Annotated in this window: 13 protein-coding genes; 6 read left to right on the forward strand and 7 right to left on the reverse strand. The window is 73.6% G+C overall.

Translation table 11 applies throughout. The annotated features are described in order from the left end of the window. Window positions 1–109: 109 nt before the first annotated feature. Entirely contained in the window at window positions 110–781 is a 672-nt protein-coding gene (locus AB0389_RS05545) for a FadR/GntR family transcriptional regulator (RefSeq protein ID WP_366394003.1), read from the forward strand. A gap of 21 nt (window positions 782–802) precedes the next feature. Here AB0389_RS05545 and AB0389_RS05550 read toward each other — a convergent pair whose 3' ends face one another. Next, window positions 803–1579 (reverse strand): SDR family oxidoreductase, encoded by a 777-nt coding sequence (locus AB0389_RS05550; protein WP_366394004.1) that lies wholly within the window; start codon window positions 1577–1579, stop codon window positions 803–805. Next, window positions 1576–2907: an enolase C-terminal domain-like protein gene (locus AB0389_RS05555; RefSeq protein WP_366394005.1), complete on the reverse strand. Its 1332-nt coding sequence runs from the start codon at window positions 2905–2907 to the stop codon at window positions 1576–1578. Before AB0389_RS05555 ends, AB0389_RS05550 begins: the two co-directional genes overlap by 4 nt. Before the next feature lie 275 nt (window positions 2908–3182). Between AB0389_RS05555 and AB0389_RS05560 the strand changes: the two genes are divergently transcribed. Together AB0389_RS05560 and AB0389_RS05565 are read left to right on the forward strand one after the other, a co-directional pair. After that, window positions 3183–4238 carry a PAC2 family protein gene (locus tag AB0389_RS05560; RefSeq protein ID WP_366394006.1) on the forward strand — a complete coding sequence of 352 codons (1056 nt, stop codon included), beginning with the start codon at window positions 3183–3185 and terminating at the stop codon, window positions 4236–4238. Between the two features lie 197 nt (window positions 4239–4435). After that, complete coding sequence (locus AB0389_RS05565) at window positions 4436–5479, forward strand: NAD-dependent epimerase/dehydratase family protein (RefSeq protein WP_366394007.1); 1044 nt, start codon at window positions 4436–4438, stop codon at window positions 5477–5479. Between the two features lie 90 nt (window positions 5480–5569). Here the strand turns inward: AB0389_RS05565 and mshC are convergent, their stop codons facing one another. The 4 genes from mshC to AB0389_RS05585 all read right to left on the reverse strand — a co-directional run bounded on the left by mshC (window position 5570) and on the right by AB0389_RS05585 (window position 9211). After that, entirely contained in the window at window positions 5570–6799 is a 1230-nt protein-coding gene (mshC, locus tag AB0389_RS05570; protein ID WP_366394008.1) for a cysteine--1-D-myo-inosityl 2-amino-2-deoxy-alpha-D-glucopyranoside ligase, read from the reverse strand. Between the two features lie 150 nt (window positions 6800–6949). After that, entirely contained in the window at window positions 6950–7843 is an 894-nt protein-coding gene (locus tag AB0389_RS05575) for an SCO1664 family protein (protein ID WP_366394009.1), read from the reverse strand. Next, window positions 7807–8397 (reverse strand): DUF3090 domain-containing protein, encoded by a 591-nt coding sequence (locus AB0389_RS05580; RefSeq protein WP_366394010.1) that lies wholly within the window; start codon window positions 8395–8397, stop codon window positions 7807–7809. The genes AB0389_RS05575 and AB0389_RS05580 overlap by 37 nt, the downstream gene beginning before the upstream one ends. A gap of 115 nt (window positions 8398–8512) precedes the next feature. Then, on the reverse strand, window positions 8513–9211 hold the full coding sequence (locus tag AB0389_RS05585; protein WP_366394011.1) for a histidine phosphatase family protein: 699 nt from the start codon (window positions 9209–9211) through the stop codon (window positions 8513–8515). 84 nt (window positions 9212–9295) lie between these two features. Between AB0389_RS05585 and AB0389_RS05590 the strand changes: the two genes are divergently transcribed. Further along, window positions 9296–10318 (forward strand): magnesium and cobalt transport protein CorA, encoded by a 1023-nt coding sequence (locus AB0389_RS05590; RefSeq protein WP_366394012.1) that lies wholly within the window; start codon window positions 9296–9298, stop codon window positions 10316–10318. A 59-nt stretch (window positions 10319–10377) separates the two neighbouring features. On the opposite strand, the gene AB0389_RS05595 is transcribed toward AB0389_RS05590, so the two are convergent. Further along, a complete protein-coding gene (locus AB0389_RS05595) occupies window positions 10378–11430 on the reverse strand; it encodes an LLM class F420-dependent oxidoreductase (RefSeq protein ID WP_366394013.1) in 1053 nt (350 codons plus the stop codon). A 193-nt stretch (window positions 11431–11623) separates the two neighbouring features. On the opposite strand from AB0389_RS05595, the gene AB0389_RS05600 reads away from it, so the two are divergent. Both AB0389_RS05600 and AB0389_RS05605 read left to right on the forward strand, forming a co-directional pair. Further along, the gene (locus AB0389_RS05600; protein ID WP_366394014.1) at window positions 11624–12607 is read left to right on the forward strand and encodes an aldo/keto reductase; all 984 of its coding nucleotides are present in this window, start codon (window positions 11624–11626) and stop codon (window positions 12605–12607) included. A gap of 23 nt (window positions 12608–12630) precedes the next feature. Next, on the forward strand, window positions 12631–14877 hold the full coding sequence (locus tag AB0389_RS05605) for an ATP-dependent RecD-like DNA helicase (RefSeq protein WP_366394089.1): 2247 nt from the start codon (window positions 12631–12633) through the stop codon (window positions 14875–14877). The last annotated feature ends 79 nt before the right edge of the window (window positions 14878–14956 follow it).

Here is a 14956-nt window from a genome sequence, read left to right on the forward strand (position 1 = left end):
GTCCGCGGTGTGCGGGCGAGGGTGTGACTCCCGCCGGGGAGAGGCCCTCGCCCGCCGTACGTGTCGGCCCGCATAATGGGGCGATACATCGGATGTCTGGAGGTCGCCCGTGGCTGTCACTGACGAGGCCATCGAGAAGATCAAGGAAATGATCGTCTCCGGCGCCCTGCGCCCCGGCGACCGTCTCCCCAAGGAGAGCGAACTCGCCGCCGAGCTGGGGCTGTCCCGCAACTCGCTGCGCGAGGCGGTGCGCGCGCTGTCGCTGATCCGCATCCTCGATGTGCGCCAGGGCGACGGTACGTATGTGACGAGCCTCGACCCGCGGCTGCTGCTGGAGGCGCTGAGCTTCGTCGTGGACTTCCACCGGGACGACACCGTGCTGGAGTTCCTCGCCGTACGCCGCATCCTGGAGCCGGCCGCGACCGCGCTGGCGACCCCCCGGATCACCGGGGCGCAGCTGGACGCGCTGGACGCGGCGCTGAACGCGCTCGGGCCGGCGCCGTCGGTCGGCGAACTGGTCGCGGCGGACCTGGAGTTCCACCGGTCGATCGTGCGTCACTCGGGCAACACGGTGCTCTGCTCGCTGCTGGACGGGCTGTCGGGGCCGACCACCCGGGCCAGGGTCTGGCGCGGGCTGACCCAGGAGGACGCCGTCGCCCGGACGCTCCACGAGCACCGCGCGATCCTCGCGGCGCTCCGCGACCGGGACGCCGAGGCGGCCCGGTCGTGGGCGACGGTGCATGTGGCGAGCGTGGAGATGTGGCTCAGATCGGCCCTCTGAAAGAGGGACCGACCGTGCTCGTCAGGTCAGGGGGCGCAGGCGCAGCCCCTGCATCCCGCCGTCGACCGCGAGCGCCGTTCCCGTGACGGCCGCCGCCGCGGGTCCGGCGAGATAGGCGACGGCCGCCGCGACCTCGTCCGCGCCCACCAGCCGGCCGGACGGCTGGCGCGCGGCGAGGGCGGCGCGTTCGGCCGCGGGGTCGTCGGCCGCGTCGAGGAGCCGGCCGACCCAGGGGGTGTCGGCGGTGCCGGGGTTGACGCAGTTGACGCGGATGCCCTCGCGGACGTGGTCGGCGGCCATCGCCAGGGTCAGCGAGAGCACCGCGCCCTTGCTGGCGCTGTAGAGCGCGCGCTGCGGCAGCCCGGCGGTGGCGGCGATCGAGCAGGTGTGGGTGATCGAGACCGCGCCCGGCCGCTCGGCGGCGGCGCGGCGCAGATGCGGCAGGGCGTGCCGGGCGGTGCGGACCATACCGAGGACATTGACGTCGAGGACGCGGCGCCACTCGTCGTCGGGGTTGTCCTCAACGCCGCCGATGGCGCCGATGCCCGCGTTGGAGACAACGGTGTGCAGCGCGCCGAACTCCCGGGCGGCCGTGTCCACCGCCGTACGGACGGCCGCGTCGTCGGTGACGTCGGCGGTGAGCGCCAGGGTCCCGGCGGGCGCGCCGCCGGTCTCGCGGTCCAGTACGGCGACGCGCGCGCCGCGCGCCAGCAGCAGGGCCGCGACGGCCGCGCCGATGCCGGAGGCGCCGCCGGTGACCAGGGCGCCGAGGCCCTCGAAGTCCTGTACCGCCGTCATGATCCGTTCTCCTTCCGCCGGCCGGGAGCGCCGGTACGGGCCGCCCAGACGGGTCCGTCGGGGTAGTGGTGGGCGGCGAGGGACGCGGGGAGCATCCTGGCCGAGAAGCCGGGCGCGGTGGGCGCGGCGTAACGTCCGCCGGTGACGACGACGGGGTCGGCGAAGTGCTCGTGGAGATGGTCGACGTACTCGATGACGCGGTCCTCCTGGCTGCCGGAGACGGCGACGTAGTCGAACATCGCGAGGTGCTGGACGAGTTCGCAGAGGCCGACCCCGCCCGCGTGCGGGCAGACGGGGACGCCGAATTTGGCGGCGAGGAGCAGGATCGCCAGGTTCTCGCCGACGCCGGCGACCCTGGCCGCGTCGATCTGGACGTAGTCGACGGCCTCCGCCTGGAGGAGCTGTTTGAACACGACGCGGTTGGCGGCGTGTTCGCCGGTGGCGACCCTGACGGACTGTCCGGCGCGGATGGCGGCGTGGCCGAGGATGTCGTCGGGGCTGGTCGGCTCCTCGATCCAGTGCGGCGCGTACGGGGCGAAGTCGGCCAGCCGGCGCAGCGCTTCGGGGACGTCCCAGCGCTGGTTGGCGTCCAGGGCGATCCGTACCCCGTCGCCGACGGCGGCGCGGGCGAGCCGCAGCCGCCGGACGTCGTCGTCGGGATCGGCGCCGACCTTGAGCTTGATCTGCCGGAAGCCGTCGGCGACGGCCTGCCGGGCGAGGGTGACGAGCTTGGTGTCGGAGTAGCCGAGCCAGCCGGGCGAGGTGGTGTACGCGGGGTAGCCGCCGGCCCGCAGCCGGGCGGCGCGTTCGGCGCGGCCGGGCTCGGCGGCGCACAGGAGGGCGAGCGCCTCGTCGGGGGTGAGCGCGTCGGTGAGATGGCGGAAGTCGACGAGCGAGACCAGCTCCTCGGGGGTCATCCCGGCGAGGAACTCCCAGACCGGCAGGCCCGCGCCGGTGGCCGCGAGGTCCCAGGCGGCGTTGATGACGGCGCCGGCCGCCATGTGCATCACCCCCTTCTCCGGTCCTAACCAGCGAAGCTGGGAGTCGTGGGTGAGCGCGGTGGAGAGGTCGGCGAGATCGGCGGCGGTGCGCGGGGCGGGCCGGCCGACGACATGGGGCCGCAGCGCCTCGATGGCGGCGGCCATGACCTCGTTGCCGCGTCCGATGGTGAAGCAGAAGCCGTGCCCCTCGCCGCCGGCCGACGTGCGGAGCACCACGTAGGCGGCCGAGTAGTCGGGGTCGGGGTTCATGGCGTCGGAGCCGTCGAGCTGCTCGGAGGTCGGGAAGCGGATGTCGTGCACGGTGAACCCGGTGACGGTCTCGGTCATGCGCGCCTCTCGTACAGAACATCGGATCTCTTTGCGAACATCCGATGTATAGCGCCGCCCACGGGCGACCGTCCAGAGCGGGGTCGAAATCGAGCCGCAGTGCTCGGATGAATCACCGGGAAATTGGACAGGGAGAGAACGGGGAAGGGACGGGGACGAGCGCGGACGGGACGGCGGCCCAAGTTCACCCGGCCGTGCACAGGGGCTGCGGCCGGGGACGGGGAAAGCCGTAAGGTTGGTGCGGAGAAAAAGGAAACTTCGGAAGGAGGCACTGGGTGATCGAGCTCGACGGGGTTCCCGAGCTGATCGACCCGGTCATGGTGGCCGCGTTCGAGGGCTGGAACGACGCGGGCGACGCGGCCTCCGCGGCGGTGGCTCATCTGCACCGGGAGTGGAAGGGCGAGGTGTTCGCGGCGCTGGACGCCGAGGACTACTACGACTTCCAGGTCAACCGGCCCACGGTCTATCTGGAGGGCGGCCAGCGGAAGATCACCTGGCCGACCACCCGGCTCTCCGTGGTGCGGGTGGGCGGGGAGACCCCTCGTGACCTGGTGCTGGTGCGCGGCATCGAGCCGTCCATGCGCTGGCGCTCGTTCTGCAACGAGCTGCTGGGCTTCGCCCATGAGCTGGGCGTGGAGATGGTGGTCATCCTGGGCGCGCTGCTCGGTGACACCCCGCACACCCGGCCGGTGCCGGTCAGCGGGGTCACCTCGGACACGGATCTGGCCAGGACGATGGATCTGGAGGAGACCCGGTACGAGGGGCCGACCGGCATCGTCGGCATCCTCCAGGAGGCCTGCACCCACGCGGGCGTGCCGGCGGTGAGTCTGTGGGCCGCGGTGCCGCACTACGTGTCGCAGCCGCCCAATCCCAAGGCGACGCTGGCGCTGCTCAACCGCCTGGAGGATCTGATCGGGCTGCGGATCCCGCTGGGCGAGCTGGCCGAGGACGCGCGGGCCTGGCAGCTGGGTGTCGATCAACTGGCCGCCGAGGACAGCGAGGTGGCGGAGTACGTCCAGTCGTTGGAGGAGGCGCGGGACACGGCCGAGCTGCCCGAGGCGACCGGCGAGGCCATCGCCCGGGAGTTCGAACGGTATCTGCGCCGGCGTGACGGCGGTCCGGGCCCCGGCCAGGGGTCAGGACCGGCTCCGGGCGGCCATGCCACGGAGGGCGGGGACGGCGCGCCGTATCTGCGCGACGCCTCGGGCGGTGGCCGCACCCGCCCGCCACGGCCACCGCGCGACAGCTCGGGCCCGGGCAGAGCCCCGGGATCCACGGACGGTCCCGTGGACGAGCCGGGGGACGACGAGGACGACTCCTCGGACGACTGAGGGGGACGGGCGACAGCCGGCGGGGCCGGTGCGGCAGGGGATACGACGGGCCCTGCCGCACCGGCCCCGCCACCTTGCGTACGGCGCCCCGCCGCCTTGCGTACGGCGCGATCCGGCCAGTAGTCCGGGCCAATGGTCGTAAGTGATCACAACGGGTCTACCCTGCTCCGCAGTTGACCGCGGAGAGGTGTGGATTGATGAAGGTGCTGGTGACCGGCGCGTCGGGGTTTCTCGGCGGCCATCTGGTGGACGGCGCCGTGCGCGCGGGCCATGACGTCCGGGTCCTGGTGCGCCCCGGCAACGACCTCACCCGGCTGACGGCACTGCCCGGGGTCGAGCCGGTGTACGGCGATCTCGGCGACGCCGACGCGCTGCGCCGCGCCACCGAGGGCGTCGACACCGTGCACCACAGCGCCGCCCTGGTCGGGCAGCGCGGCAGCCGCGCCCAGTTCTGGGAGACCAATGTGGCGGGGACCGAACGGCTGCTGACGGCGGCCCGGAGCTCCGGGGCGCGGCGGTTCGTCTTCATCAGCACGCCCAGCGCGCTGATGGACCCCCGGGACGGCGACCGGTTCGGCATCGACGAGAGCATCACGTACCCGGACCGGTTCTTCAACCTCTACTCCGAGACCAAGGCCGCCGCCGAGCAGCGCGTACTGGCCGCCGACGGGCCGGAGTTCACCACGGTCTCGCTGCGTCCCCGGGGGATCTGGGGGCCGCGCGACCGCTCCGGTTTCCTGCCGAACCTGATCGCCAAGCTGGTGGCGGGCAAGCTGCCCGATCTCGCCGGCGACAAGCGGGTGCTGACCTCGCTGTGCCACTGCGCCAACGCGGTCTCCGCCGCGCTGCTCGCCGCCGGGGCCCCGGCCGAACGGGTCGGCGGCCGGGCGTACTTCATCGTCGACCGGGAGCCCGTCGAGGCGCGGGAGATGATCCTGCGGCTCACCGAGCTGTTCGGCGGTACGCCGCCCACCCGCACGGTGCCGCCGCTGGTGCGGGACGCGCTGGTCTCGGGGGTGGAGCTGCTCTGGCGGATCCCGGCGCTCGCGGCCCGGCGCGAACCTCCGCTCAGCCGCTACTCGGTGGCGCTGATGACCCGGTCCCGTACGTACGACACGTCCGCGGCCGAGCGGGACTTCGGGTACTCCCCCGTGATGGACACGGAGACGGGTCTGCGGGAACTGGCGGAGTGGGTGGAGTCGCTCGGCGGCACCGAGGCGTTCGTACGCTCCGTGTCCTGACCGCGACGGGGCCGCGACCGGACCGCGAACCGGGGTACGGCCCGACGGTCGTACCCCGGTACCCCGTACCCCGGAGCGGCTCCGAGTCCCCTACAGCGCGACGCCGAGCAGCGCGTCGACGGTGCGCGAGACCACGCCGGGCGCGCCTTCCTCCGTACCGCCCGTGGACTCCTGGAGCGCGGCCCAGCGGTCGACGGCCGCGAGCGCCGCGGGGGCGTCCAGATCGTCGGCCAGTGCCGCGCGGACCTCTTCGACCAGCGCCTCGGCGGGCGGTCCGTCGGGCCGCGACACCGCGGCCCGCCAGCGCGCCAGCCGCGCGACGGCGTCCTGGAGGACCTGGTCGGACCACTCCCAGTCGGAGCGGTAGTGGTGCGCGAGGAGCGCGAGCCTGATCGCCGCCGGGTCCACGCCGGCGCGGCGCAGGGTGGACACGAAGACGAGATTGCCCCGGGACTTGGACATCTTCTCGCCGTCCAGGCCGACCATCCCGGCGTGCACATACGCGCGGGCGAAGGGGTGTTCGCCCGTCAGCGCCTGGGCGTGCGAGGCGCCCATCTCGTGGTGCGGGAAGGCCAGATCGCTGCCGCCGCCCTGGACGTCGAAGCCCATGCCGAGATGGTCGAGGGCGATGGCCACGCACTCGATGTGCCAGCCGGGCCTGCCGCGGCCCAGGGAGCCGCCGTCCCAGTTCGGCTCGCCCGGCCGGGCGGCCAGCCAGAGGATCGGGTCGAGCGGGTTCTTCTTGCCCGGCCGGTCGGGGTCGCCGCCGCGCTCGGCCGAGAGCAGCCGCATCGCCTCGGCGTCGAGCCGCGAGACCTCGCCGAAGTGCGGATCGGCCGCCACGGAGAAGTAGACGTCGCCTTCGAGTTCGTACGCGGCGCCGGCCTCGACCAGCCGCTCCACCAGCGGCACGATGCCCGGTATCGCCTCGACGGCGCCGATGTAGTGCCGGGGCGGGAGCATGCGCAGGGCGGTCATGTCCTCGCGGAAGAGCGCCGTCTCGCGCTCCGCGAGCCCGACCCAGTCCTCCCCGTCGCGCTCCGCCCGTTCGAGCAGGGGGTCGTCGACATCGGTCACGTTCTGGACGTAGTGAACCTGCCGCTTCGTGTCGAGCCACACGCGCTGCACGAGGTCGAACGCGTTGTAGGTCGCCGCGTGACCCATGTGGGTCGCGTCGTACGGCGTGATGCCGCAGACGTAGATACGGGCGACGGGACCGGGCGCGAGGGTGACGCGGCCGTCGGTCGAGGTGTCGTGAATCGTGAGGTCGCGGCCCTTGCCAGGCAGGGCGGGGACCTCGGAAGCGGGCCAGGCATGCATGTCATGAGCGTAACCGGATGGAAGTTCCGGATACGAACCGGATGGCCGGCCATGGCCGATGAGGCACTCTTGCGCGTTCCGTCACGGGCTGCATTCGGCGCCGGGCGCGCCCCCTTCCGCAGGCCGGCGGGCTCTAAACCGTGTGGGGACTCACACCGGCGGCCAGGGAATCGGCGGCCACTGCCCGGACGGTTCCGGGTGCCGGCCCGTGTGGCGCAGCTCACGGACCCGGGCGCGGACGGCGTCGGTCTCGGCCACGGTGATGAGTTCGGCCAGTCGGGTGGCGAGGGGCGCGGCGGGTGCCAGGGCCTCCTCCAGCCGGGCCAGCACCGCCAGCGCCTCGTCGGTCAGCGGCTCGCCCGCCCAGCCCCAGAGCAGGGTGCGCAGCTTGTCGTCCACGTGGAAGGTGACGCCGTGGTCGATGGCGTAGAGGTGTCCGCCGGGCGCGGGCAGCAGGTGGCCGCCCTTGCGGTCGCCGTTGTTGATCACGGCGTCGAGCACGGCGAGGCGCCGCAGCCGCTCGTCGTCGGCGTGCACCAGCAGAGCCGTCCGGCCCTCGCCGACCTCGGCGCGCCCGACGGCCTTCCAGCCGTCGCCGGGCTCCTCCTCGTCGACGAGGGCGAGCAGCGGCCCGGACGACGGGTCAAGGCCAAGGTCCAAGTCCGGATCCGTCTCCGCGTCGTCCGCGTCATCGGTGTCGTCCGCGTCGGCCGGCTCCATGTCGATCCAGAGCTGGCACATGCCCTGGCCGTACGGTCCGTCCCGGAGCACGGTCGCAGGAACGAGGCGCCAGCCGGTCGCCTCGGAGACCTCGTACGCCGCCACCTCGCGCTGGGCGAGCGTCCCGTCGGGGAAGTCCCACAGGGGGCGCTCCCCCGCGACGGGCTTGTAGACGCAGGGGGCCTCCCGGCCCTCGTACGCGACCGAGCAGTAGAGCACCCCGTTGGACGCCTCACGGATCCGGCCACGCACCGTCAGCTCGCCCTTGGTGAGCAGCTCGACGTCGGTCACGCTCCGCGGCGGTATCCGTTCTGGCGCGGGCATACGTGTCCTTCCGGGTCGAGCGGCAGGCTGCACAGCGGGCACGGCGGCCGGCCCGCGTTGACCACGTCCAGCGCGCGCTTGGCGAAGGCCCTGGCCTGGGTGCCGGAGAGCCGGACGCGGAGCATCGGCGGACCGTTCTCCTCGTCCTGGAGGAGCCGCTCCTCGGCCTCGGCGAGATCCTCGTCGGTGTCGGCCTCCAGCTCGACGAGCGCCTGCGCCTCGATGATCATGCGCTGTTCGTCGCCGTCCCAGGCCAGCGCCATGGTGCCGACCCGGAACTCCTCCTCGACGGGCGCGTCGAGCGGGGCGGAGTCGGTCACCTCCGCGGGCGCCACGGCCGGGACGGGCGCGTTGCCGCCGGTCCGGCGCACGACCTCGTCGAGCAGCTCGTCGATGCGCTCGGCGAGCGCCGCCACCTGGGTCTTCTCCAGGGCGACGCTGGTCACGCGCCCGGCGCCGGACGCCTGGAGGAAGAACGTACGGCGTCCAGGCAGCCCGACCGTACCGGCCACGAAGCGGTCCGGTGGGTCGTAGAGGAACACCTGACGGGACACGTCCTGTCTCCCTTGGAGATCGTCGGAATCGGAACAGAGGAATCGGAACAGAGCGGGGGGAAGCGCCGCCCTCGGCATCGCGCGGACGGCGCGTCCACCCTACTGCGCCGATCGATCACGTCGCTCCCGCGCCGCCCCCCACCGTGCCCGGTCCCTCGGCCGGTCCGGCGCCCCGGCTCTCGCGCGGGGCCAGACCGGCGAGATCGCCCGTGTCACCGAGCCGCAGCACAAAGGGGCGCAACCGGGTGTAGCGGACCGCCGTCACCGAGCACGGGTCCGCGTGGATGCGCTGGAAGAGATCGAGATGCATCCCCAGCGCGTCCGCCACGAGGGCCTTGATGATGTCGCCGTGCGAGCACATCAGGAAGACGGCGTCCTCGCCGTGCTCCTCGTCGATCCGCGCGTTCCACTCCCGTACGGCCTCGACGGCGCGCGCCTGCATGGCGCGCATCGACTCGCCGCCGGGGAACACGGCGGCGGAGGGGTGCTGCTGCACGACCGCCATCAGCGGCTCGTCGGCCAGCTCGGCGAGCTTGCGGCCCGACCAGTCGCCGTAGTGGCACTCCCCGATCCGGTCCTCGGTACGCACCTCAAGCTCAGGCCTGGCGTCCAGCAGCGGCCGGAGCGTCTCCAGACAGCGCTGCAGCGGGCTGGAGACAACGGCGGCGAGCGGTATCCCCGCCAGCCGTCCGGGCAGCGCGGCGGCCTGCGCGGCGCCGCGCTCGTCGAGGGCGACACCGGGCGTCCATCCGGCGAGCAGCCCCGCGGTGTTGGCGGTGGACCGCCCATGACGTACGAGGATCAACGTGGCCATGCCTGCCAGCGTAGGGCCTCGGTACGACAACGGTCCGCGCCCGCCGACAGCCGGGGGATGCGCTCCTGGCCGGAAAAGGGAAGAATGCCCGCCGTGATCGTGGACTGTGCCATCTACCGCGGCGGACGCCGTACCGACGGGCCCGCCGACTTCTCCGACGCCCTCGCCGAGGCCAGGGCCGAGGGCGACGCGTTCCTCTGGCTCGGGCTGCACGAGGCGACGGTGAAGGAGTTCGAGCTGGTGAGCCGCGAGTTCGGGCTGCATCCGCTGGCCGTGGAGGACGCGCTCACCGCGCATCAGCGGCCCAAGCTGGAGGTCTACGACGACTCGCTGTTCATGGTCCTCAAGCCGGTGGTCTACGACCACGGCAGCGACAGCGTGTCCACGGGCGAGCTGATGGTCTTCATAGGCGACTCGTTCGTCGTGACCGTCCGGCACGGCGAGGGGGCCCCGCTGGCGGCCGTACGACGCCGTCTCGAGGCCGAGCCCGAGGTGCTCAAGCACGGCCCGACCGCCGTCATGTACGCGGTCAGTGACGCGATCGTCGACCACTACATCGAGGTGGCCGGGGAGCTCCAGGCCGATCTGGAGGAGCTGGAGGCCGATGTCTTCGCGCCGGACGGCGGCGACGGCGGGTCCGGCTCACGGAGCGCGGGCACCGGGACGCCGACCGCGGCGCGGATCTACGGGTTCAAGCGGCAGGTGCTGGAGTTCCGCCGGGCCAGCGGCCCGCTGGCGGCGCCGATGGCGCGGCTGTCCGGGACGGGCGTGCCCTTCGTCCATGAGCACGCGCAGCCGTTCTTCCGGGACGTCAACGACCATCTGCTGCACGCCAACGAGCAGGTGGAGGGGCTCGACCGGCTGCTCTCCGACATCCTTTCGGCGCATCTCGCGCAGATGGGCGTGCGGCAGAACGACGACATGCGGAAGATCTCGGCGTGGGCCGCCATGGCCGCCGTCCCCACCATGGTCGCCGGGATCTACGGGATGAACTTCCGGCACATGCCGGAGCTGAAGTACGTATGGGCCTATCCGGCCGTGCTCGGCTTCATGGCGATCGTGGTGTTCGGGCTGTACCGCCAGTTCAAACGGCGCGGCTGGCTCTGACGACCGGCGCGGGGCGACCGCGCCGGTGTCGTGGGGCAGAGGCCGTACGGCGCCGGGATCTACGAGGCGAGCCCGGCGCGCTCCAGGGCCTCGGTGCCGGTCCGCAGCGCGGTGATCCGCTCGTCGAGGGTGAACCCGGCCGGCGCGAGGGTCAGCGTGGTGACGCCCGCCTCCGCGTACTCCGTCATCCGGTCGGCGATCCGCTCGACCGTGCCGAGCAGCGTCGTCGAGTCGATCAGCTGGTGCGGCACGGCCGCGCCCGCGCCCTCCTTGTCGCCGGCGAGGTACTTGTCCTGGATCTCGGCGGCCTCCTTCTCGTACCCCATGCGCTGGGCGAGCTGGTTGTAGAAGTTCTGCTTCCTGCTGCCCATGCCGCCGACGTAGAGGGCGGTGTACGGGCGGAACGTGTCGGCGAGCGCGTGGATGTCCGTGCCGACGGCGAGCGGCACAGTGGGACAGACATCGAAGCCGTCCATGGTCAGACCGGCCTTCTCGCGGCCCGCCCGCAGATACCTGATCGCGGTCTCCTCCAGGTGGCCGGCGGAGGGGAAGATCAGCAGCGCGCCGTCGGCGATCTCGCCGGTCTGCTCCAGGTTCTTCGGGCCGATCGCCGCGATGTAGAGCGGGATGTGCTCGCGCTCCGGGTGCACGGTGAGCTTCAGCGGCTTGCCGGGGCCGCCGGGCAGCGGCAGCGTCCAGTGCTCGCCCTCGTACGCGAGCCGCTCCCGGGACATGGCGCGGCGGACGATCTCGACGTACTCGCGGGTGCGGGCCAGCGGCTTGTCGAACTTCACGCCGTACCAGCCCTCGGAGACCTGCGGCCCCGAGACGCCGAGGCCGAGCCGGAACCGGCCGCCGGAGAGCGAGTCGAGGGTGGCCGCGGTCATCGCGGTCATCGCGGGCTGGCGCGCGGGGATCTGGAGGATCGCGGAGCCTACGTCGATGGACTCGGTGTGCGCGGCCACCCAGCTCAGTACGGTCGGGGCGTCGGAGCCGTACGCCTCGGCGGCCCAGCAGACGTCGTAACCGAGCCGGTCCGCCTCCTGCGCGACGGCGAGGTTGTCGCTGTCCATTCCCGAGCCCCAGTAACCGAGATTGATGCCGAGCCGCATAGCCACTCCCTGTGCCGATCGGCAGTACGCCGATATGCCGATATACCGATGGATTACTGACGGGTAACGTGCCTGTTCACGGGACTCTAGCGCGCCGCCGGGTGATCCGTCAGGGCCCTCGGGCGGCTCCATGACGGCCACGTTGTCCACAGGCTCGCTCGGCGTGCCGCAACGGCCAGTAATCTCAACCGCCATGGAGCAGAGGCATCTCGGCCGTACCGGCCTGCGTGTGTCCAGGATCGGGCTCGGCACCCTGACCTGGGGACGGGACACCGACGAACATGACGCCGCCGACCAGTTGAAGACATTCTGGGAGGTCGGCGGCACACTGGTCGACACCGCGGACGTGTACGGCGGCGGGGAGGCCGAGTATCTGCTCGGCCGCATCCTTGAGCGGCTCATACCGCGCCGGGACCTGATCATCGCGACGAAGGCCGGCAGTGTGCCGGATCCGTACCGGCGCTTCGACGGGTCCCGGGGGCATCTGCTCGCGGCGCTGGACGACTCGCTGGAGCGGCTCGGTACGGACTATGTCGATCTGTGGCAGGTCCACGCCTTCGACACCGAGACACCGCTGGACGAGACGCTCAGCGCGCTGGACATCGCGGTCACCAGCGGCCGGGCGAGATACGCGGGAGTGTCGAACTTCTGCGGCTGGCAGCTGGCCAAGGCCGCCACCTGGCAGCTCGCCGCGCCCGGGACGCGCACCCGGCTGGCCAGCACCCAGATGGAGTACTCCCTGCTCCAGCGCGGGGTGGAGCGCGAGGTGCTGCCGGCCGCGAACGACCTCGGGGTGGGGCTGCTGCCGTCCTCCCCGCTCGGCCGCGGGGTGCTCACGGGCAAGTACCGGCACAGCACACCGCCGGACTCGCGGGGCGCGTCCGAGCAGATGGCACCGTTCGTCGAGCCCTATCTCGACGGCGCGGCGCGGCGGATCGTCGACGCCGTCGCGACGGCCGCCGACGGGCTGGCGACGACCCCGCTGGAGGTGGCGCTGGCCTGGGTCAGGGACCGGCCTGGCGTGGTCGCGCCGATCGTCGGCGCGCGCAACGCGCAGCAGCTCACGGCCGCACTGTCAGTGGAGAGCCTTAGTCTTCCTGACGAGATCTGCCGGGCGCTCGACGATGTGTCGGCGCCCGTGCACCGCTATCCCGATCAGGACTGGAGCACGCTGTGAGTACGGATCGCGACCCCACCGCCGTGGAGGAGGCCGAGCCCGTGCCGGTGCCCGAGACCGAGCCCGCCGACACCGCTGCTGCTGACACCGCCGCTGACACCGACACCGACACCGGCACACCGTCCGAGGCCACCGATGCGGCCGATGCGGCCGATGCGGCCGGGACCAAGGCTGCCGAGCCCGAAGTGTCCGAGGCCGCCGCCGAGTTGGCGGCGCAGCGGGAGCTGCGGGAGCGGATCGAGCAGCGCAAGGCGGAGAAGGAGGGGCCGATCGCCGCGGGCACCAAGCTGAGCGGGCAGGCCGCCGATCTGCTCGCCGCCGTGCGGGCCCTGGAGAGCGGCGCCCCGGTGGACCCGTCCCTGCTGGCGCGCGCCGCGCCGGTACGGACACCCGCACCGGCCGCCGCACCGGCCGCCGTACCGGCACAGGCGCCCGTACCGGCGGGGGCGTCCGCGCCCGCCGCCCCCGGCCCCGCGTCCGCGGCGCCGCCCGAGGCGACGGCCGCCGTACGGAGCGTGCTCGGGGAGGGCGGGGCCCCGGAGTCGCTCGCCGGGCAGCTCTGTGCCGTTCTCGGGGAGCGGGCCGCCGACGCGCTGCGCGCCAACCCGTGGCTGCTGCTCGCCGTCCCGGGCGTACGGCCCGAGCAGGCCGACGGGTTCGCGCGGGCGCTGCTGGGAGCGGCGTGCGGCCCGGGTGACGAGCGCCGGGCCGCCGCGCTGGTCGGCCGGCTGCTGGAGCGCGCCGCGCTCCGGGGCCACACGGCGCTGGAGGCGTCCTCGGTGCGCTCCGCGCTCGCCGGGCACGCGGTGCCCGACCCGGACGAGGCCGTGCGGCACGCCGTGGCCGAGGGCGCCGTACTGGTGTTCAGGGACGGCGCCGGGGACGAGGACATCGAGGAGGGCGCGGCGGAGCCCCACGACACTGGCGAGGCCGGGTCCGGGGCCGGGGCCTCCGGGGAGGATGAAGCCGCGCCGTCGGCGCCGGTGCTGCTGGGCCTCGACCGGTACGCGCTCGCCGAGGAGAGCCTCGCCGACGGGCTGGCGCGGCTGGTCAAGACCGGCCAGGAGGCGTCAGGGGCTGCCTGGTCCGGCGCGTCCTGGGCGGAGGCCGCCGCGGGGGCCCCCACGCCCTCGGCCGCCGAGCTGATCCGGGCCGTCACCGGCCACGGGCTCGTCCTGCACACCGGCGGCGAGGCGGCGCGCGCGGAACCGGTCGCGCTGGCCGCCGCGGCGCGCGCGCTCGGCCTGCGCGTGGTGGTCGCGGCCCACAGCGAGAACGGCCGCGCGCGGCTGGGCGCCGAGGCCGGCGCCGTCACCGTGGCCGGGCTGCTGGCCGGCGCGGAGGGCCCCGGTCGGGACGCGGACGGCGCCTTCGCGCTCGACCTCCTCGTGGTGCTGGACGCGCCACAGCTGGATGTGGAGACGGCCGCGATGCTCGTGGAGTCCCTGCCGGACGGCGCCCGGCTGGTGCTCGGCGGCGACCCCGGGGTGCTGTGGTCGGCGGGCGCGGGACGGGTCTTCGCGGACCTGCTGGCGGCCGGGGTGTGCCCGCGCGTCGCCTCCCGTACGCCCGATCCCGGCCCGCTGGGCGAGCTGGTCTCGGGCATCGGCGCCGGCGAGCTGTCCCCGGTGGAGGCGCCCGGCAAGGAGGTCGTGATCGTCCCGGTGCGGGACGCGGGCGAGGCGGTGCACCGGGCCGTACAGCTGGTGGCGGAGTCGGTGCCGCGCGCCTTCGGCGTGGCGGCCGGCGAGACGCAGGTGATCACCGTGGGCCACGGCGGCCCCTGCGGCACCCGCGCGCTCAACGCGGCGCTCAAGCAGCGGCTCAACCCGGGACCTGGCGCGTTCGGCGGCTTCGACCCGGGGGACAGGGTCGCGTACGTACCGGCGCCCGGTCGGACGCTCCAGGGCTCGGTGGTCTCGGCGGACGCCGCGGGGCTGCGGCTGGACTGCGCGGGGACACCGGTCGTCGTGGACCGGGAGCGGGTCGAGCAGTCCGTACGCCACGGCTGGGCGCTCACCGCGCACCAGGCGGCGGGGATGCGCTGGCCGGCGGCGGTCGTGGTGCTTCCGGGCGACGCGGCGCAGGGGCTGAACCGGCCCTGGGTCTATACGGCGTTCAGCCGGGGGGACCGCCATCTGTCGGTCGTCCACGGTGTCGACCAGGCACTGGCGCGCGCGGTGTCGGACATCCCGTCCGAGGAGCGCACGACGCGGCTGCGCCCGCTGCTGACGGCGCTGCTGGCCCCGGCGGCGGCACAGCCGGGGTGAACCACGGCCGGGACGCCGGGAACCCCGGGGACGGAGGTGCGCGGCGTCCCCGGGGTTCCCGGCCCGGCCCGGAGATTCC

This window comes from Streptomyces sp. NPDC093109, from assembly GCF_040701725.1.
Lineage (GTDB): Bacteria > Actinomycetota > Actinomycetes > Streptomycetales > Streptomycetaceae > Streptomyces.

Excerpts from the sequence above, each read along its gene's own strand:
- AB0389_RS05550 (WP_366394004.1), bottom strand. The coding sequence starts at position 1,579 with ATGACGGCGGTACAGGACTTCGAGGGCCTCGGCGCCCTGGTCACCGGC.
- AB0389_RS05555 (WP_366394005.1), bottom strand. The coding sequence starts at position 2,907 with ATGACCGAGACCGTCACCGGGTTCACCGTGCACGACATCCGCTTCCCG.
- AB0389_RS05565 (WP_366394007.1), top strand. The coding sequence starts at position 4,436 with ATGAAGGTGCTGGTGACCGGCGCGTCGGGGTTTCTCGGCGGCCATCTG.
- mshC (WP_366394008.1), bottom strand. The coding sequence starts at position 6,799 with ATGCATGCCTGGCCCGCTTCCGAGGTCCCCGCCCTGCCTGGCAAGGGC.
- AB0389_RS05575 (WP_366394009.1), bottom strand. The coding sequence starts at position 7,843 with ATGCCCGCGCCAGAACGGATACCGCCGCGGAGCGTGACCGACGTCGAG.
- AB0389_RS05585 (WP_366394011.1), bottom strand. The coding sequence starts at position 9,211 with ATGGCCACGTTGATCCTCGTACGTCATGGGCGGTCCACCGCCAACACC.
- AB0389_RS05590 (WP_366394012.1), top strand. The coding sequence starts at position 9,296 with ATGCCCGCCGTGATCGTGGACTGTGCCATCTACCGCGGCGGACGCCGT.
- AB0389_RS05595 (WP_366394013.1), bottom strand. The coding sequence starts at position 11,430 with ATGCGGCTCGGCATCAATCTCGGTTACTGGGGCTCGGGAATGGACAGC.
- AB0389_RS05600 (WP_366394014.1), top strand. The coding sequence starts at position 11,624 with ATGGAGCAGAGGCATCTCGGCCGTACCGGCCTGCGTGTGTCCAGGATC.